Annotated in this window: 15 protein-coding genes; 5 read left to right on the top strand and 10 right to left on the bottom strand. The window is 41.9% G+C overall.

The window, feature by feature from the left end; translation table 11 throughout:
* The 6 genes from DCK90_RS15230 to DCK90_RS15255 all read right to left on the bottom strand — a co-directional run.
* The coding region (locus DCK90_RS15230) for an FAD-binding protein (RefSeq protein WP_159075819.1) at positions 1 to 141 on the bottom strand (141 nt) is incomplete at its 3' end.
* Positions 142 to 321: 180 nt separating this feature from the next.
* The gene (locus DCK90_RS15235; protein WP_108247073.1) at positions 322 to 1,896 is read right to left on the bottom strand and encodes a RagB/SusD family nutrient uptake outer membrane protein; all 1,575 of its coding nucleotides are present in this window, start codon (positions 1,894 to 1,896) and stop codon (positions 322 to 324) included.
* A 17-nt stretch (positions 1,897 to 1,913) separates the two neighbouring features.
* Positions 1,914 to 5,291 carry a TonB-dependent receptor gene (locus DCK90_RS15240; RefSeq protein ID WP_234414771.1) on the bottom strand — a complete coding sequence of 1,126 codons (3,378 nt, stop codon included), beginning with the start codon at positions 5,289 to 5,291 and terminating at the stop codon, positions 1,914 to 1,916.
* 143 nt (positions 5,292 to 5,434) lie between these two features.
* A complete protein-coding gene (locus DCK90_RS15245; RefSeq protein ID WP_108247075.1) occupies positions 5,435 to 6,379 on the bottom strand; it encodes a FecR family protein in 945 nt (314 codons plus the stop codon).
* Between the two features lie 70 nt (positions 6,380 to 6,449).
* The gene (locus tag DCK90_RS15250) at positions 6,450 to 7,031 is read right to left on the bottom strand and encodes an RNA polymerase sigma-70 factor (RefSeq protein ID WP_108247076.1); all 582 of its coding nucleotides are present in this window, start codon (positions 7,029 to 7,031) and stop codon (positions 6,450 to 6,452) included.
* Positions 7,032 to 7,272: 241 nt separating this feature from the next.
* Positions 7,273 to 7,791 carry a DUF5004 domain-containing protein gene (locus tag DCK90_RS15255; RefSeq protein ID WP_108247077.1) on the bottom strand — a complete coding sequence of 173 codons (519 nt, stop codon included), beginning with the start codon at positions 7,789 to 7,791 and terminating at the stop codon, positions 7,273 to 7,275.
* 189 nt (positions 7,792 to 7,980) lie between these two features.
* Here DCK90_RS15255 and DCK90_RS15260 point away from each other — a divergent pair, with 189 nt between their 5' ends.
* Entirely contained in the window at positions 7,981 to 8,982 is a 1,002-nt protein-coding gene (locus DCK90_RS15260) for a DUF6340 family protein (protein ID WP_108247078.1), read from the top strand.
* A 131-nt stretch (positions 8,983 to 9,113) separates the two neighbouring features.
* Here DCK90_RS15260 and DCK90_RS15265 read toward each other — a convergent pair whose 3' ends face one another.
* A complete protein-coding gene (locus DCK90_RS15265) occupies positions 9,114 to 9,878 on the bottom strand; it encodes a 3-keto-disaccharide hydrolase (protein ID WP_108247079.1) in 765 nt (254 codons plus the stop codon).
* 159 nt (positions 9,879 to 10,037) lie between these two features.
* On the opposite strand from DCK90_RS15265, the gene trxA reads away from it, so the two are divergent.
* A complete protein-coding gene (gene trxA / locus DCK90_RS15270; RefSeq protein WP_108247080.1) occupies positions 10,038 to 10,337 on the top strand; it encodes a thioredoxin in 300 nt (99 codons plus the stop codon).
* Between the two features lies 1 nt (position 10,338).
* Here the strand turns inward: trxA and DCK90_RS15275 are convergent, their stop codons facing one another.
* Together DCK90_RS15275 and DCK90_RS15280 are read right to left on the bottom strand one after the other, a co-directional pair.
* Entirely contained in the window at positions 10,339 to 11,199 is an 861-nt protein-coding gene (locus DCK90_RS15275; RefSeq protein ID WP_108247081.1) for a universal stress protein, read from the bottom strand.
* A 4-nt stretch (positions 11,200 to 11,203) separates the two neighbouring features.
* On the bottom strand, positions 11,204 to 12,049 hold the full coding sequence (locus tag DCK90_RS15280) for a universal stress protein (RefSeq protein ID WP_108247109.1): 846 nt from the start codon (positions 12,047 to 12,049) through the stop codon (positions 11,204 to 11,206).
* A gap of 268 nt (positions 12,050 to 12,317) precedes the next feature.
* Here DCK90_RS15280 and DCK90_RS15285 point away from each other — a divergent pair, with 268 nt between their 5' ends.
* Genes DCK90_RS15285 through DCK90_RS15295 form a run of 3 tightly spaced genes read left to right on the top strand, consistent with a single transcriptional unit; the run spans position 12,318 to position 17,782 of the window.
* Positions 12,318 to 13,367 carry an efflux RND transporter periplasmic adaptor subunit gene (locus DCK90_RS15285; protein ID WP_108247082.1) on the top strand — a complete coding sequence of 350 codons (1,050 nt, stop codon included), beginning with the start codon at positions 12,318 to 12,320 and terminating at the stop codon, positions 13,365 to 13,367.
* A gap of 17 nt (positions 13,368 to 13,384) precedes the next feature.
* Positions 13,385 to 16,471, top strand: coding sequence for an efflux RND transporter permease subunit (locus DCK90_RS15290; protein WP_108247083.1), 3,087 nt, complete (start codon positions 13,385 to 13,387; stop codon positions 16,469 to 16,471).
* A gap of 3 nt (positions 16,472 to 16,474) precedes the next feature.
* Positions 16,475 to 17,782, top strand: coding sequence for a TolC family protein (locus tag DCK90_RS15295; protein ID WP_108247084.1), 1,308 nt, complete (start codon positions 16,475 to 16,477; stop codon positions 17,780 to 17,782).
* 59 nt (positions 17,783 to 17,841) lie between these two features.
* Here the strand turns inward: DCK90_RS15295 and DCK90_RS15300 are convergent, their stop codons facing one another.
* Complete coding sequence (locus DCK90_RS15300; protein WP_108247085.1) at positions 17,842 to 19,461, bottom strand: sodium:solute symporter; 1,620 nt, start codon at positions 19,459 to 19,461, stop codon at positions 17,842 to 17,844.
* Positions 19,462 to 19,465: the final 4 nt, after the last annotated feature.

Consider the following 19,465-nt stretch of genomic DNA (forward strand, 5'->3'; position numbering starts at 1 on the left):
CGCCGGGTCGAAGAAAGGGCCAGCCTCGACAACGGCCACCTTTAGGCCCGCCTCCGACAGCACCTTCGCCGACATGCCGCCACCGGCCCCGGAGCCCACGATGATCGCATCGTACACCGTAGAATTCTCTATTATCTGCATCTGTTAGTTTGGTTTAATTATAAATGAGTAAAATATGATTCAATCTAAAGGGAATCATTATCAATGCTTGCACAGAACGTATGTTCCATGCTCTTGATTCCCATGAGTATCTTATATATTAAAATTGAGGCCCACCATCCATAAAGGATATGATGGGCCTCATAGTTTAATACTAATGTATTAATAACCGTTGTTGTCGGTACCCAAACTTGGGTTACGCTGAAGTTCCGGCCCTGGCAAAGGCAATAACATATGCTTTTCTTCAATCTGTTTACCTCTTTCTGTGGTATGCCCAACTGCATTCACAAAGGATATGGAACCAGGTGTATCCGCTACTGGGAACTGTCCTGTACGAACAATATCGAACCAAGTTTTGAATTCAAAAACTAATTCCCTGTGTCTTTCTTTCCAAACTTCCTGTACAAAGGCCTCTGTTCCCAAACCGGATAAATCCGCTTGAACTGTGGCAATGTCGGATTCCCAATAAGCTCTGGCACGCACTTGGGCCAAATAGTTAATGGCATCTGGGGTGACTCCGCTAGATCTTGCAATGGCTTCGGCCGCAATCAGCAATACATCAGCATAACCGTAAACTGCAAAATCCTTTCCTGAGTTTGCTGTTTCAAAAATGGCGGTATCATCATGCCAGACGTAAGGTGCTGTTGCAAAGGTTTGTCCTGAATCTTGAAAGGTGGAATGAAAATATTGCTTTTCCTGAATTCTTAGGTCAGTTGCCGGGTCATATAAATCCATAAATCCATCTGAAGGCAGATACCCTCCGTTAGTAATATCATAAAGTACTTCTGAAGCAAGTGCTACAGGGTAAGAGTACCTTGGATAAACGGAAGTTCCTATCTCTGGGTCATATTCTTTGATATAAATATGTTCTACGGCAGATGCATCTGACTTTCTAATCTTGTTGTAGGCGGAATTTTCCAAATCCACAACTCCCGGAGACAGCTCATCATGCTGCACCAAATCATAAGAACCGTAAGTTCCATTGATTATGTCCTGTGCCAAGCTGGCTGCATCACTGTATCGGTCCGCATTCAATGGGTTTCCACTCATGGTCAGGTAAACATCGGCCAATAGTGTCGCAACTGCTCCTGCAGTTACGCGCTTACCGTTGTCCACCATACTTACTGTTGGCAGTCCACCATTTAGAGCATCGGTTAAATCTTGCTCTATCAGCGTATAGATATCGGCCACAGGGCTTCTCTCCAAATACAGATTTTCCAAAGATTCGTATGGCTCCGTGGTCAATGGTACGGGACCGAACCATCTTACCAAGAAATAGTAGGCAAAGGCTCTAAAGAATTTGGCTTCGGCCATTAGTTGTGACCTTTCTGAATCGCTCAACCCAGGTGTTTCAGGAATATACTTGATGGCGTTATTTGCCCTGGAGATTCCCAGATAAAGTTCCCTCCATCTATCTTGAAGGTAACCTCCAATATTATCCCCGTTAAGGGTAAGCTCTTGAGAATTGCTCACATGGAGTTCCTGACCTGCATATTCGTTAACGAAATACCCGGACATGTATCCTCCCAGCATCATTGGGGTTCCACTATACACTCCACCATCCGTCATGTTGGGAGCACCGGTCCTGTACAGTGAATTTACCGCACTGTAGGCCTGGTCTGGTTCTGAGAAGAACTGATTGGAATCCAGTTCGCTCAAGGGTTTCTCTTCCAGAAAGTCTGAACAGGAACCCAATACAATTATTCCGATTAGAAAAACTATATATTTAATTTTCATGATATCTTTTTTATGTATTAAAATTTGAGGCTACATCCAATGGTAAATGTTCTTGGCTTGGGATACTGGAAGAAGAAAATATTCTGTCCCCATTGGTTCCCGCCCCATGAAGTAGCTTCTGGGTCGTACCCTTGAAAGTCTTTGGAATGAATCACGAAAGCATTTTCCAAACTGGCATATACCCTAAGACGGTTCAAGCCCATGATATCCAAAAACTGCTGATTGAAGTTATAACCCAAAGAGAATAGGTTTCCTCTGATGTAGGAACCATCAACCACCCATCTGCTATCTACCTGACTGTTTTGCCCTGCATACGCTTGGTTCCTGATTTCCTGAACTTGGGTGTTCTGGTTGCTCTCGGTCCAACCATCATAAAGAATGGTAGCAAGTCCGTTGGCAATACCTGAACGGTCTTCGGTAGAGTGATAGAACTGCTGCATGATCTCTACACCTGCAACAAATTGTATATCGGCGGTGAAATCGAAATTCTTATATCTGAAGGTGTTGATAAAACTACCTGTAATATCCGGCAAACCTTTTCCAAGGATTTTCTTTTCTGCAGATCGTTTGGCCTCACCAGGAACAGCGCCAACTTCGGCAGCCTCAGCGGCTTCGTCGGTTCCCCAGGTTCCCAAACGCTCGTAACCCCAGAAAGAACTTAAGGACTCTCCCACTCTAAGTATAGTTTGACTTCCTGAAACCCAAAATGGTCCTGGTTCTATATCCTCATCATTTTCGCCCAAGCTTTCAATCCTGTTCTTGTTGTAGTTCATGTTGAAAGATGTCTCCCAACCGAAATCGGCTTTGCGGATAATTTCTGCGGTGACCATGGCCTCGATACCTTTGTTGGAAACCGAACCGATATTATCCCTTACCGATGTAAATCCTGTTGTATAAGGAACTGGTCTGTCCAATAGAAGGTCTTTGGTCAACTTATCGTAATAATCAAACTCCACACGAAGTCTGTAGTCAAAGGCAGCAAGATCTAAACCTATATCAAACTGGCTGGTTTTCTCCCATTCCAAACCTGGGTTGGATAAACGATTTACGGAACTGGAACTTACCCTTGTACCGTTCAATAAAACTGTTCCTGAAGAAACTGTTGCCAATGAACTATAAGGTGCAATTTCCGTATTACCCGTGATACCGTAGCTACCACGTAGCTTAAGCCTGTTGATTGCGGTCACATCCTGCATAAAACCCTCTTCACTGATGTTCCAACCTGCACCGATTGAAGGGAAGAAACCGTATTTATTGTCTTCACCAAATCTTGAAGAACCATCGACCCTTCCTGTCAAAGTCAACAGATATTTATCTTTAAATGTATAACCGGCACGTAAGAAGTAAGAGTTCAACGCCCATTCGTTTGTTTCGGATTCCGGTGCACTTGGGTTACTGGCGGAACCAATGTTGTTATAACGGAAAAAGTCGTCGCTAAATCCTCTGGCAAAAATGTTAGAGGACTCATATACACGCTCTTGCCAGCTAATACCCAACATGGTGTTGATTCTGTGATCACCGAACTCCTTGTTGTACGTTAGGTAGTTCTCTTGTTGCCAGTATGTGCTTTTTTCGTTAAAAATACGGGCAAAACCATTGGGAGCGGAAATGTTTACCAAGTCACGTGGCGAATATTCCTTTTTGTTTCTGATATTTTTATCAAAACCAAATTGTGTTCTGAACTCCAAACCTGGCATAATAGTGAAATTCGCGTAGAAGTTTCCGAAAAGCTGGTTTCTCTCCCAGAATCTTTCCTGTGTTTCCAATACGTGAACCGGGTTGGACATGGACTCCAAGTTGTAGGCATCGCTGATCATTTGGCTATTGCTCCATGTTCCATCAGGGAATTTTACAGGGAAAATTGGAGGCATTTCAATCATGGTCCTTCTTGGCGTTTGACCTCCACCGCCTTCTTCGAACTCGGTATCCTTTACGTCGTTTACAAGAAGGTTCACTCCTAATTTCAACCAATCTTTTGGGGTGACATCATAAGCTATTTTACCGCTTATCCTATCCAACTCGTTGTTCAACATTATACCTTCTATGTGGGAATAATTCAAGAACACCCCTATAGATGATTTTTCGCTTCCTTGTTGAATAGATAATTGGTGATTGTTAGAGTAAGCTGTTCTAGTGGCTTCATCTTGCCAATCGGTATCGTACAACGGATTACCTTGTGCATCAAAAAGATTGGGATCGTTTGTGGTAAAAACCGGGGCAGGATCGCCAGGACGATATTTTGGAGTGTTCTCCATACCTGTACGAACTACTTCCAACCATTCCTCTGCATTCAGCAAATCCATTTTCTTACGAATGCTTCCCACGCTCAAGAAACCATCATAACCGATAGATATTTTTTCATCTTTTGAACCTCTTTTGGTCGTGATCAAAACAACACCATTGGCACCTCTAGCTCCATAAATAGCTGCAGAAGATGCATCTTTCAACACCTCCATACGCTCAATATCGTTCGGGTTGATGAACTGTATATCGTCCATTACCACGCCATCCACCACATACAATGGATCTGTAGAAGAATTAATGGTTCCCACACCACGAATCACAATTCTTGGCGAACCTGTTGGCGAACCTGAATTCAAGAATACGTTTACACCAGCCACCTTACCTCTCATACCTTGCAAGGCGTTGCTTACCGGCGCTTTTAAAAGTGTTTCGCTGTCCACTGCCCCAACAGCACCAGTAAGGTCAGATTTTTTTTGGGTACCATAACCCACGACAACCACCTCATCAAGAGCAGCAACATTTTCTTTAAGGGTTACATCAATGGTCTGTTCTCCAGTAACCTCGATTTCCTGGGTCACAAAACCTATATAGCTAAACATAAGCGCATCACCGGCATCTGCCATAATACTGTAGTTCCCGTCAAAGTCGGTGGTAGTACCTTTGGAAGTACCTTTTACCAGTATCGACACCCCAGGAATCGGAGTACCGGCATCGTCCGTAACCTTTCCGTTTACAGTAAACTGTACATTGGTTCTAATGAGCTCGTTGATTTTGTCCGGGCTCAATGCGGTCGGCACTTTATCTACATTATGCTTGCTCAGGAGACTTTCAATTTTATCCTTTATCTCCGGATTGTTCTTTGGAAAAAGAATAATCTGGTTCCTAACAAAACTGAAGGCTATATCGGACTCGGAGAAGAGTTCGTTCAATACGGCGTCCAATGTTTTATTTTCAACTTTAAGCGATTTTTTGGAATAGACATCCACAATGCTGTTGTTGTAGAAAAAACTATAATCGCTCTTACGTTCGATTTCGTTCAATATCCGCTTCAATCTTACATTGTTCGCCTCCAACGAAATGCTTTGGGCATTTGCTTCCGAAGCAAATAACTTGGCCAAAGTAAGCGCCACTAAGATCAAATAGATTTTCATTATCCTGATAATTGGGACCTTTGGTAAAAAAAGTTCCTTTTTTTCCATAATTTTGATGAGTTTACGATGTTTAATTACATTTTTATGTGGTTAAATAGTTTCTGAGAGGAGGGTGCGGGAACACCCTCCTCTCTCTTTTTAAATCATTGCTTCATAAATAGTGTTATTTGGTTATTGTGCATTTTATAGAGTATAGGTGACGACACCTCAAAAAGATCCAGAATCTGTTCAATACCAAGATTATCGAACTCCCCGGTATATTTATAGTCCATTATCCCAGGGGATTCTACCGATATATCAACCTTGTATTTTCTTTTTAAATCGCTTATGACCTGCCTTATGGGCGTTTCATCATAAATAAATTTACCTTCTCGCCAAGCAGTAAATTTTTTGGTCTGTACGTTGTCAACAATAAGCTTATCGGCATCCTTGACATAAGTAGCCCTTTGTGATGGGGCCAACACCACGGTCTTTTGATTTTGTTCTTCCACTACTTTTACCTTTCCAGACACCAAAGTAGTTTCCACATTTTGGTCTTCCGGATAGGATTTCACATTAAAAACCGTTCCCAGCACCTGAATATTCATGCCATTTCCGGTAGCCACCTTAAAGGGTTTTTCCGGATTATGGGCCACATCAAAAAACGCCTCTCCTTGAAGACTGACATCTCTTGATTCTTCGGAAAATTTTTCGGGATAAGAAAAGGTGGTGTTCGCATTCAATGTAACCTTTGTACCATCTGACAAGGTTATGGTTTTGTTCTCCCCTATAGAGGTAGAAGCCAAAATTATTTGTGAACTTCTTTCTTCCAATTGTTTATTTGGCGAAATCAACGTATATGCCAAGGCAGCCATTAGCAAAACGCAAGCTGCATATCCTACATATTTATACCAATCGGCAAATTTTCTTTTGGGCCCCAATACGTTCTTACGCTCACCTTCTTTTAGCAGTTTGGCGACATGCCTTGCTTTGAGAACATGATAACGTTGTTGTTGCTTAGGGTTCTTGAGCAACCACTTTACAACTTCAGCCTTTTTATCATCTGGCAGTCGACCTTCTACCAATGCATTGATATCCTTGTTGTTCATCTTAAAATAGGAACAGTATTCAATAGCATGACGTAAAAAATAGGGTCACCCCCTAGTCGGAAAGTAAATTTTATAAAAACAAAGAAGGCAGGTACTCGCTCAGGGCCACTCGAAGTTGCCTTAAGGCCCTGCTCATATGGTTTTCCACGGTTTTAGGAGATATTTCCATTTCCTCTGATATTTCTTTATGGCACAATCCCTCCATCCTACTCTTTTTGAAAACTTTCTTACATTTTTCAGGGAGTTGCTCTATGGCCTTATCCACCAGAGATTGAAGCTCGTTTGCTAAAATCGAAGAAGCCATATCATCTGCCAACGCACCATGGTTCAACCAAAACTCTTGCTGTTCAACAGACATTTCTTTGGTGAGCTTATTTTTTTTGGCGCGAAGATAATCCAAACAGGCATTTCGGGTCATACTGTAAATGTAACCTGTAAAATTGGTGGTAATCTGTAATGTATCCCACTTTTCCCATAATTTGACAAAGACATCATGGATGATTTCTTCGGCATCTTCTTGAGAAGGAATATAACTGTTTACAATAACAACAAGTTTAGGCCTGTAGAACTCATATATTATGCTAAAATCATCCTCCACGGTATTCTCCGATAGGAGGTCGATTTTGAGGTTATGCAAATATTCTGGCTTCATTTTTGGTAAATGCAAACATTTTACACCTGCAATTTACAAATTTCGGATTAACGACAAATTTTAATCTCTTTATTTACTTGCGTAGCCCAAATTGAAGCAACAGTGTAGTTATAACATTATCAGATAGGTTACAGCCCATCTTTTATCTCATAAAAGTAATTCACCCAACAAAGTGAGTTTAGTTGACCAAGGTATACTTAAAACCTGCTCCATACTTGCCGTATGATCTTTGTTTTTAATCCTATGGAGTTAAGGTGTATGTAAAATCTATCCTTGTTTGCACTACTGAACCGTTCACCTCGGTTATATTGTATATTTCCGAGAATGTAAATGCCGTTAAATCTTCATTAAACTCCAAATTAGTGGTTTGCATGGAGCATGAAGATACCAAGCTAAGGTTTTGTGAAGTCAATTCCCATGTACCTGTAGAAGGAACCACATAGTCACAATCTTCCCCATATTTTCCTATTTCATAGGCAAAAGTCCTATCGGAATCAAAAGTATAGGCAGCGTCCCTAGCACACTCTTCGTATTGTTCAAAAAGGTCTGTTGATGCATTGTCCGTGTCATCATCGGTCAAATCCACTTCCTTGGCAGCTTCAATGCCGGAAAGAATCCATTCCCCGACCAATATTTCTTCGGTCGTGGTTAGATCACCAGTAAAATCCGGTGCACATTCGGGCCCTTCATCCGAACTACATGACATAAGGATTGCCGAAATACTCATTAGGGAAAAAGCATTAAAAAACATTCGTTTCATCTTCAATTAAATTTTATTGTTCGCTATTAGGATGGACAAGAATACAAATGGTTGTTTGTGGAAGTAAAAAAACATGCAAAACCCCTATAAAAATAAAGCATCTATTTTCTCGTTTTAAAACCTACAGCTCCAAGGAAAAAAGCTATGGCACGTTTGTTGTAACCCATACTTTACCAAAATCTTACAATCATGAAAAACTTCAACTTTATTCTGCTTTCCTTTGTTTTCTTAAGTATGGCTTCCTGTGCAAGTTCTGGATTTGTGAATTTGAACTACCCTCAAGAACCCGAACTTATTTTGCCACAAGAAATCGAAAGTGTAGCCGTCGTCAACCGTTCACTGACCAAAGAAGAGGACAAGAAAAACAGAACTTTGGAATCCATAGCCACGGGCGAAATAGCAGGATCGGACAAACTTGCCTCAGATGAAGCCGTCAAAGGTATTTTTGATGGTCTACGGAACAGTAATCACTTAAAAGCTGTGATACCTCCAAAAGTTAGGATATACGGTACCGGCACCAGAAAAACTCCAGAGATATTGGGTTGGGACGAAGTAAACGAAATTTGTGAATCGGCCAACGCAGACGTTCTGCTCGTTCTGGAAAACTTTGATTCCAATTCTGATTTTGTAATTGCCAATGCGGTCAATCAAGTTACCTCTGTTATGGAAACCGGACGTACCGATACACGATTCCCCCGTCGATCTCGTGTAAATATCAGAAGCTTTTGGAGACTCTACGATCCACATTCAAAAACCATTATGGATCAGTACCAACAGACCTATTTTATGGATTTTGACCTGTTAAGTGGCGCTGCACCCCTATCTGCACTACCCGAAACGGCCTATGCTGCCGGTATGGATTATACCAGCCGTTTCTTTACCAGCTATTACCGTGTAAGACGGGATATGTACAAAAAAGGAAAAGGTAGGGACAAAAACCTATTTGCCGCTGGCTGGAGAAGCAGTGAAGTGGCCAACTGGGACGAAGCCATTAGAATATGGACCGATGTTGCCAACAATAGGGGAAAGTCTGCAGGAAGGGCAGCCCATAACCTGGCAGTTGCCTACGAGGTCAAAGGGAAAACGGACATGGCACTAGAGTGGGCACAACGTGGCTACCAAGAGTTCGGGGATAAAATGGCCCGCGACTACGCCAAGGTGTTGCTCCGTCGCAAAAGCTTGGAGTATTAAAAAGTTGAAAACTTTAAATTAGGCTAACTTAACCGCCATTTTGCACTTGCCTTATAGGCCATTATATTGCACGGAAAAGATGAAAGTTTGGAGAAACTTCTTCAACAGCTAAATTGATTAAAAAAATGTTTTTAAAGCTCTCTTATCTTAATATTTCGGAACCAAGTTTCAAAATACCAATATTGCAAAGCGATTTTACCTTCTGTGGTCTTGCCGAACTCGGGGTATTTGGAAAAATGAGTACCGGCAATCTCTTCCTTCCATTCGGGTGAGCTAAAATCTTTCTCTGCCGTGAGGACCCCATTGAGGTAGAACTCTATTTTACCATTCTCCTGTTTTATCCTGGTCTTGTTCCACCCTCCTTGTTCAACCTCTACTTTGTTTTGTTGGGGCAGGAATACATAAAGGGAGCCGGGACGCTTCTCGGGTATATCATAATCCATATGGTCCGCACCTAAAATCTGATACTCCGGTCCGCTTTGCCAAGCCGTAGGTACATCCGGTAACTCCTGAACGTTGATAAAAATACCACTGTTACCATTTCCTGCTATCTTCCACTCCAAAGTAAGCTCATAATTTTCGTAAGCATCGTTAGTGACCAAATCTCCTGCTGTCAAAGATTCATCATTTGCGTTGCTATGCAATTCCCCATCCACTACCTCCCAAACAGAAGTGGCATACGGATCGTTGTACAAATGCCACCCACTCAAGGTCTCCCCATCAAAAAGTAGCTTCCAGCCTTCTTCCTTTTCCACTTGCAGCAATTGGTTGTGTGTAGCATTTTCCACCGCGGATTTTTTGGTGCGCCAAGTATCGGCGTCTTCCTTTTTATTTTCGTTTTTGCAAGATGATAATATTAAAATCAAAAGAAGACAACTTGTAAGTTTTGTGTACATGTAAGGTTTAGTTTGTTTAGTTATGTAGCAGCTAAAGATAGAAAAAGTATCCGACCCGAAACGAAACCACTTTTTATTACGCTATCAATTTCCATGTGACCTAGGTCACTTTGTGGTTTAGTCGGTTTTTATAAATTGCGTACGCTAAATGTAGATTTTATGAAAGGAAACTTTGTCAATTTGATCAATAGTGACCAATTGACGCTCATCGATTTTTCCGCAGAATGGTGTGGCCCCTGTAAAATGTTGGCACCTATTTTAAAACAAGTGAAGGATGAAATGGGCGATTCGTTGAAAATTGTGAAAATAGATGTGGACAAGAACCAAAGTCTCGCAAACACGTATCAGGTAAAAGGCGTGCCAACAATGATTTTTTTCAAGAACGGAAAACAACTCTGGAGAAAATCCGGTGTTTTGCAAAAAGGGGAAATCGTTCAATTGGCCAAATCATTTTTATAGCCTATTCAAATAGGTGAATGACCAAGAAAGGAACTGTGGAATTAAGGGTTACTTTTTTAATTACCGGTTCCCTGGTCAGCCTCTCAAAAAATGAGTGATCTTGATTGATCATAGCTACCATGCCAATATTACCGTCTTCTTGAATTAATCTTTGAATGGTATTATTGACCGAAACATCTTTCTCCACTTCCACAAATTCAAAATCGATGGATCGCAAGCGTTTTTCCAATGCGCTTTTGAAAGCTTTCTGTTCCGGAGTAAAGGATGTTTCATTACCCACATGAGCTATCCAAAGTTTCGCATTGAAACTTTTTACTAGGTTCAACAGTGGTTTTAGCTCGTAATTTTCAAAAAGATGCTCATAACCTGTAGCGAGCAAAATGGAATCCAACTTTCCATTCGGTCGGTAATCTTCCGGGACCGCTATGACCGGGCAAAAGTCCATTTCCTTGATAATAGTATAGGTATTGCTCCCCATAAAAACTTCCTTTAGTCCTGATGCACCTTTGGTTCCCATGATGATATAGTCGATTTCCTCCTGATATACCGTTTTTCCAATAGCATTGACCAAAGTATCCATTATGGATTTGGATGTAAAAGTATGTTTTGGATTCTTATCAACCTTTTTGATTCTTTCCAACTCTCGTTCAAGATCACGTTCCGATTGTTCTTTCATCAAATTGTACAATCGCGTATCATTGGCACCGGCCATTTTAGTAGAAAGACCAGAGGCTCCCACTTGATAAGAGTTTAGCAGAAAAAAGTCACAAGGAACATGCTTGAATAATTCCAAGGCGTATATCGCAGCATTCCAAGCATTTTCAGAAAAGTCCGTAGGCAATATAATTCGTTTCTTCCTCACTTGCCTATCGTTTTATATTTTGCATTACCATGAACGGTATTTTAATCTTGAGCCCCAACAGGTCCACCGTGGAACGGTATAGCATATCCTCAAAGAAAGAATGGCGGGAATTTATCATCACCAGCATTCCTGCTTCCCTCTTTTCAATTTCTTCCAAGATCACTTCAACCTTGTTTTTAACAGGTGTAGTCTCAAAATGCAAATAGGCCCTGGTCAAAGTTCCCTCTAAAAACAATCTATTATCCTCTTGGCGAAGGCTCAGTTCATCAAAATCCGTTATGTACAAACAATGCACCTTGGATTTAAATTTGCCTGCCAAATCGCCCAAAAGTTTGAGCTCACGACGTTTATAGGGCAACAAATAATCGGTTGGAAAGAGAATGGCATTGGGCTGTCTGTATTCAAAATCTTCGGGTATTGCCAATACCGGGCATTTCACATACTTAAATACCTCGATGGTATAGCTGCCAAATGTAGTATTGTGATTACTGGTCTCTCCCTTAGTTCCCATGATCACCAAATCAATGTTCATTTCATCAACAAAATCGTTGACCGCATCCATAAGTGGATCAAAACTGGCCACTGTTTCAAAATTGTGAAGTGGATTTGATGGTTCACCAATTATAGAGTTGATCATTTGGTCCAGTTTTTTCTGGGTTTGGGCCTTTCGTTCTTCTTTCAATTCATCAACTTTTTCCTTTGCCACCGTTTTATATGCTCCATATACCTCTTCCCCGTACGCATGCATCACAAAAAAGCAGGCTCGTTCACATTTAAACAGCTCTTGGGCATATTGCAATGCATGTAGGGCATTCTTTGAAAAATCTGTAGGAACCAGTATAGTTTTCATGGATATTTCTCTTTTATCAAAGATAAATCGAAGAAATATGGCAAAAAATGACATCGGTCAATCGATGATTGTCGTTAAATTTTAACAAACCTCAAATTAAATTTTTCATTTTATAAGGAGTAATATGTCGTTAACCCCTATTATATGGCTGTTGAGAGGATTACTATGTTAAAATAACATTGATGACTTTCATTGAATATTAGAGTAGGTTTATCTTTGATACCCGCATGTTTTTATATAAAAACAGCGTAACTGCCACCAAACCAAAATGAAAGTAAAATACATAGTCTACAGCTTATTAGTTGTTGGAGTAGGTGTTCTTATTGCCTATAGAATAAAGTCCAACGCCGAAATCGGGAAATCCGGAAACTCCGGACCAAACATTTCTACGGTTTCCGGAACCATATTGAAGCCTTCAAAATTCGAGGACAACATTTCCATCTCCGGTACTTTGGAAGCCAATGAACAGATAGATATTAGGAGCGAGGTTTCCGGAATCGTGGAAAGTATCAATTTTAAAGAAGGTTCCCAGGTGTCGGAGGGACAGATTCTCTTCAAGGTAAACGACATCGAACTACAGGCCCAGTTATCCAAGGCACTTACCGCAAAAAAACTGGCCTCTGAAAACGAAAGACGGGCAAAACTTTTATTGGAAAAACAGGCCATTAGCCAAGAGGAATATGACATTGCCAGCGCCGATTATCAATCAGCCAATGCAGAGTCCGAACTTATATCCGCTCAATTGTCCAAAACCAATGTTAGGGCGCCATTTTCTGGCACCATCGGGTTGCGGTCAATTTCAAAAGGAACCTATGTGACCCCTACCACCGTAGTGGCAAAATTGGTGAATACCGATAATTTAAAAATCACCTTTTCCGTTCCTGAAAAATACGCCTCCCAAATTCAGGTGGGCACGGAAATGACATTTACTACATCGGATTCAAAGGAGAATCATAAAGCAACGATTTACGCCATAGACCCAGAAGTAGATATTGCCACGAGAACGCTAAGGGTAAGGGCAATTACAGGCAACAAGGACCACAGTTTATATCCCGGGGCCTACACCAATGTAAACCTGCCGCTGGAAACTGCAGAGGATGCAATTCTTGTACCAACCGAATCTTTGATCCCTGTACAGAACGGAAAAAGAATATATATAGTTGAAAATGGCAAGGCCAAAGAAATAGACGTGGAAATAGGTTCAAGAACGGGATCGTCTGTACGGGTGATTTCCGGACTAAAACCGGGAGATACTATCATCACCTATGGGGTTATGGCGCTTCAAAATGGAATGCCCATAAGAGTAAACTTAGAATAAATCGTAAACGCTGAGCTATGAATTTATCAACCTTAAGCATAAAAAGGCCTGTACTTGCGATAGTTATGAACATAGCCATTGTACTCTTCGGAGCCATTGGCTATACCTTTTTAGGTATCAGGGAGTACCCCTCCATCGACCCGGCAATAGTTTCGGTCAGGACCAATTATTCCGGTGCGAACGCAGACATTATAGAATCACAGATAACGGAACCTTTGGAAAAGGCCATCAACTCCATTGATGGAATACGAAATATCACCTCTTCAAGTGTACAGGGTTCCAGTTCCATTAGTATAGAGTTCAATCTTGATAAAAATTTAGAGGAAGCGGCCAACGACGTTCGCGATAAAGTCTCGCAAGCGGTCAGAAGCCTACCCGATGACCTTGATGCCCCACCGGTAGTATCAAAAGCAGATTCCAATGCCGAAAGGATTCTCTCCATGACTATCCAGAGTGATAACAAGAACATATTAGAACTGTCCGATTTTGCCGAGAATGTTATTGCGCAGCGACTGGAGACCATTCCAGGAGTGAGCAGTATTCAAATCTGGGGTCAACGAAGGTACGCCATGCGATTATGGATAGACCCCGTAAAACTTGCTGCTTATGGGCTAACCGTGGCCGATGTACGAGCCGCGCTTCTGGCCCAAAACGTAGAACTTCCATCAGGTAAATTGACAGGTGACAATACAGAATTGACCGTAAAAACCATTGGGAATCTAAATACCGAAGATGGTTTCAACAATATCGTAATCAAGTCGGATGGAGCAAGACTGGTGCATTTGAGCGATATCGGAAAAGCCTCGCTGGAAGGGGAAAATATGGAGACCAAAATGACAAACTTGGGTCAGCCTATGGTCGCCACCGCTATCATCCCACAACCCGGAACCAATTACCTAGAAATTGCTGATGCTTTCTACGAAGAATATGAGCAGTTGCAAAAGGATTTACCGGACGATATATCGTTGGACATTGTTGTTGATGACACCGTATTCGTAAGAAGGGCAGTAACCGAAGTAGCTGAAACATTGTTGATATCCATTGTATTGGTAATCCTTGTCATCTATCTTTTCTTCAGGAACTGGTCCATGGCAGTAAGACCATTGATCGACATCCCGGTTTCCTTGATTGCCACATTTTTTATTATGTGGATGTTTGGATTCTCCATCAACGTACTCACCTTATTGGCCATTGTTCTTGCCACGGGCCTTGTGGTAGACGATGGTATTGTAGTAACAGAAAACATATACAAGAAAGTAGAGGAAGGTATGACGCCCATTGAGGCAGCCGTAAAAGGTTCCAAAGAGATATTTTTTGCGGTCATATCCATCTCCGTGACCCTAGCGGCCGTATTTCTTCCGGTAATATTCTTGGAAGGATTTGTTGGAAGGCTTTTTAGGGAATTCGGGGTCGTCCTCAGTGCAGCCGTTTTGGTATCGGCATTTGTTTCGTTGACATTGACTCCCATGTTGAACGCCTACCTGATAAAACCAGGCAAGCAAGGTCAATCCAAATTCTACAAGACCACCGAAAAGTTCTTTATTCAGATGAACGAATCCTATGAAAGGGCTTTGAAGGGATTTATGGCAAGGAAATGGTTGAGCTTCCCGTTGTTGTTCGCCTGTATCGGCATAATCGTACTGTTTTACAACTTATTACAAAAAGAAACGGCTCCTTATGATGACAGAAGCTACGTCCGTTTGGTAGTCAACGCACCAGAAGGGTCCTCCTATGAATATATGGAGAGATACATGGATGGCATTACCAGATTGGTGCTGGATTCCATACCCGAAGCACAGGTCGGTTTGATCATGACCTCGCCGGGCTTTGGTGCATCCTCTGTAAATAGCGGAAGGGCGAGTATCATATTGTCCGAACCGGGCGAACGTGATCGCTCACAGGCAGAAATCGCAGATGAGTTCAGTAAATGGGCAAAATCTTACGTTGGCGGTAGATCAAGTGTTTTTCAAAGACCCACCATTTCTGTAAACAAACGTGGTGGTGCACCGCTACAATTTATCATACAGGCAAAAAACTTTGAAAAGCTGGAGGAGAAAGTACCTGAATTTATGGCCGAGGCCGAAAAAGACCCTACCTTTTCTTTTGTTGATGTCAACCTAAAATTCAACAAGCCCGAACTTTATGTAACCATCGATAGAGAAAAAGCAGAGAGTCTTGGTGTGTCCGTATTGGATGTTGCACAGACCTTACAGCTATCCTTAAGTGGACAGCGGTTCGGTTACTTCCTTATGAACGGAAAACAATATCAGGTGATTGGCCAATTCGATAAACAGGATAGGAACGAACCAATGGATTTGACCTCGATATTCGTTAAGAACAACGATGGACAAATGATCCAATTGGACAATTTGGTGAATACCGAAGAACATAGCAGTCCACCACAGTTGTATCACAACAACAGATATATGTCCGCCACCGTTTCAGCTACTCTTGCTCCAGGTATGAGCATGGGAGATGGAATCGAAGCCATGGAACGGATAAAAGATAGGGTTCTTGACGATACCTTTACCACTGACCTTGGCGGTGAGTCCAGGGACTTTGTTGAAAGTAGCTCAAATACCGCATTTGCCTTTGGCCTTGCTTTTGTACTGATATTTTTGATTCTGGCAGCTCAGTTTGAAAGCTTTATAGATCCTTTCATTATTATTCTAACCGTACCGATGGCGGTCGCCGGAGCCATGTTCTCTCTATGGTTGTTTGGCGAAACATGGAATATTTTCAGTCAGATCGGAACCATTATGTTAATTGGACTGGTAACCAAGAACGGAATCCTTATTGTGGAATTTGCCAACCAGTTACAAGAGGAAAACGAACATATTTCCAAATATCAGGCTATAATGCAAGCTTCTGTCTCAAGGCTAAGACCTATTTTAATGACAAGTTTGACCGTTGCCCTTGGTGCCTTGCCGATAGCAATGTCCCTTGGTGCGGCATCACAAAGTAGAACCGGAATGGGAGTGGTAATCATTGGAGGAACTATGTTCTCCCTTGCGCTCACCTTGTTCATTATTCCAGCATTGTATGTCATGTGGTCTAGAAAAAAAGTCCAAAGACCAGAATTTAAAACCCTCGAGCTAACATAACTTATGGATTTTAAAAATTACCTACTGTTCTTACTAATATTAGCCACAGCACTTTACTCTAACGCTCAAGAAGTGCTTACCGTTGAAGAAGCCGTAAAGATTGCGCTAGAGAACAACTACCAAATAAAGACCGCCAAAAACGACCTTCGTATGGATGAAGTTGGCGTGAGTCCAGGTCAGGCAGGTATGCTGCCACAAGTTACTGCTAGCGTAGTGGACAACAATAGTGTTCAAAACCTATCGCAAACACGGGTAGATGGAACGGAAGTAGAACGAGATAATGCCAAGAACAGCAACCTGAACTACGGAGTTGCCCTGGAATGGACCATTTTCGATGGTTTGCGGATGTTTGCCAACTACGAACAGTTAGAGGAAACCCAAAAACTAGGGGAAGCTGAACTAAAACAAGCTATTTTGGGAAAAGTGGGCGATGTAATGACTACCTACTACGATTTGGTGCAACAGCAACAGCAACTTTCCGCTTTGGACAGTACCTTATTGATATCTGAACAACGAGTGGAGCTGGCACAGAACCGTTTTACCATAGGTAAGGCATCAAAATTAGAGGTATTGAACGCCCAAGTAGACTTGAATACGGATAAAACGCAAATGCAACGTCAACAGGAACTGCACAAGAACACAAAGATCCAACTGAACGAACAATTGGCCCGCGATCTAAAAATCGATTTTAAGGTCATTCCAGAAATTTTTGTTGACCAACAGCTGAACCTTGAAGAGTTGGAAAACCAAGTAGTTGCAGAGAACCCTCAGTTGCAGGCGGAAAAAATAAGTAAACGGATAAGCGAATTGCAGCTTAAACAAATTAAGGCTTCCCGGTATCCTTCAATATATGTGACCACTGGCTACAACATCGGAAATTCCACCTCGGAGCTTGGCTTTAGCACACGCTCACAATCCAATGGTTTCAACTACGGTTTTGGGGCATCCCTCAACTTATTTGATGGCTTCAATCAAAATAGGAACGAGAAAATTGGAAAAATAGCTCTAGAAAATGCCGAAATTGCCATAGCAGAGCAAGAGCAGGCATTGACATCAATGGTCAACACTACCTATCAAACCTACTTGACCAATATCAGTTTGATGGAACTGGAGGAAAAAAACGAGTCCATTGCCAAGGAAAATCTTGATATTACGGTGGAAAAGTATAGAATCGGAATCATTCCCACTATCGAATTCCGCACAGCCCAATTAAACTATATCAATGCCAAGGTTAGAAATAGTAACGCAAAGTACCAGGCAAAGGTTTCGGAGATTATCCTAAAACAATTGGCCGGAAACCTTCAGATATAAAAAATGGGCACTTTAAAAGCGCCCATTTTTTATTCAAGAATCCAACCAATATCAAGTTTTTATTTTCCATTGAACCAAATCATCACATAGATCACTATCGCAATTATGATCAACGAAATAACAATATCCTTCCAATTATAGCTGTTCTTGTTGTGCTTTTTCTCTTCCTCCGAAATGGTAGCATAGGTGAGGTTTTTAAGTTTCTCCTCAGAAGGCGGTGCTGTAGCATAGCTCACGACCACAATCAAAATGATACAGAATAGGAAGAACCATGAGGCAAAGGATAAAAAGTTCATATCGCCCAAGAGGAACCAAAAGCTATCTGGGTTCAAGGAATCCTTCACCAATTCCAGCACAATACGCAGTGCTCCCACTATAAAACCAACAATCATGGTTACAAATGCCCCTTGCGCATTGATACGCTTATGAAAAATACCCAATAGGAACACTGCTGTAATCGGAGGTGCTATATAGGACTGTACACTTTGCAGGTACTCATAAAGCACTCCTGAGATATTGGCCATAATGGGAATCCAGATGATACCGATGATTACCACGATAACAGTTGCTATTTGACCTGTCCTCACCAACTTCTTTTCAGGTGTGTTAGGTCTCAATTTTTTATAGATATCCACCGTAAACAAGGTAGAACATGAATTGAACACGGAGGCCAAAGAACTCATTAAAGCGGCCAAAAGACCAGCGGCCACAAGTCCGCGAAGCCCCGATGGCAATAAGTTGCTCATTAAAACAGGGAAAGCCTCATCAGGGCTGTTCCATTGTAATTCTCCGCGCATTTTAAGTGTTAAGGCGATAACTCCAGGAATCAAAAACAAGAATACGGGCAACAGTTTTAACAGGGCTCCAAAAATAGTCCCTCTCCTACCCTCTTTAATATTCTTTGCGGTCAATGCACGTTGTACGATATATTGATCGGTACACCAATACCAGATACCCGTAATGGTACTGGCAATCAAAAGTGGCGGCCATGGAAAATCTGGATCCGAGGCTGCTCTCCACATATTCAAATATTCTGGGGTTACGGTTTCCTTCATACTTTCCCATCCTCCAACATGATCAAGACCAATAAAGGTAAGTGCAGCGGCCCCAATCACCAAAATAACGGCTTGCAGGGTCTCGGTATAAACAACTGCCCTCATACCTCCCAGTACTGTGTAGATCCCAGTCAGTACGACTGTTGCAATGGCACCTGTCCAAAAATCGATGCCCAAGAGTGCGGAAACCACAATTCCGCCTGCATAAATGGTTACGGAAATTTTGGTGAGCACGTAGGCCACGATGGAGAATACGGACAGTATCCATCTCGCCCTAGCGTCAAAACGTTTTTCCAGGAACTCGGGCATAGTGAAAACTCCAGCTCTTGCATAAAAGGGTAAAAATACCCAACCTAAGATTAAAACGACCCAGGCCTGAATCTCATAAATCAGCATGGGCAAACGGTCCCCGGCACCAGCTCCTGCCAATCCCACAACGTGTTCCGACCCTATGTTTGAGGCAAAAATAGACGCTCCGACAACGAACCATCCTACATTTCTACCAGCCAAAAAATAGTCTTCGGTATTGTTCTCTTTTTTCCGAATTACCCATAGTGCAATTCCCAGAAGAATTAAAAAGTATATGGATATGGCTACCCAATCAAACGTATCCAATGTCTGCATGGCA

Origin of the sequence: Muricauda brasiliensis (assembly GCF_003057865.1) — a bacterium.
GTDB classification, from domain to species: domain Bacteria; phylum Bacteroidota; class Bacteroidia; order Flavobacteriales; family Flavobacteriaceae; genus Flagellimonas; species Flagellimonas chongwuensis.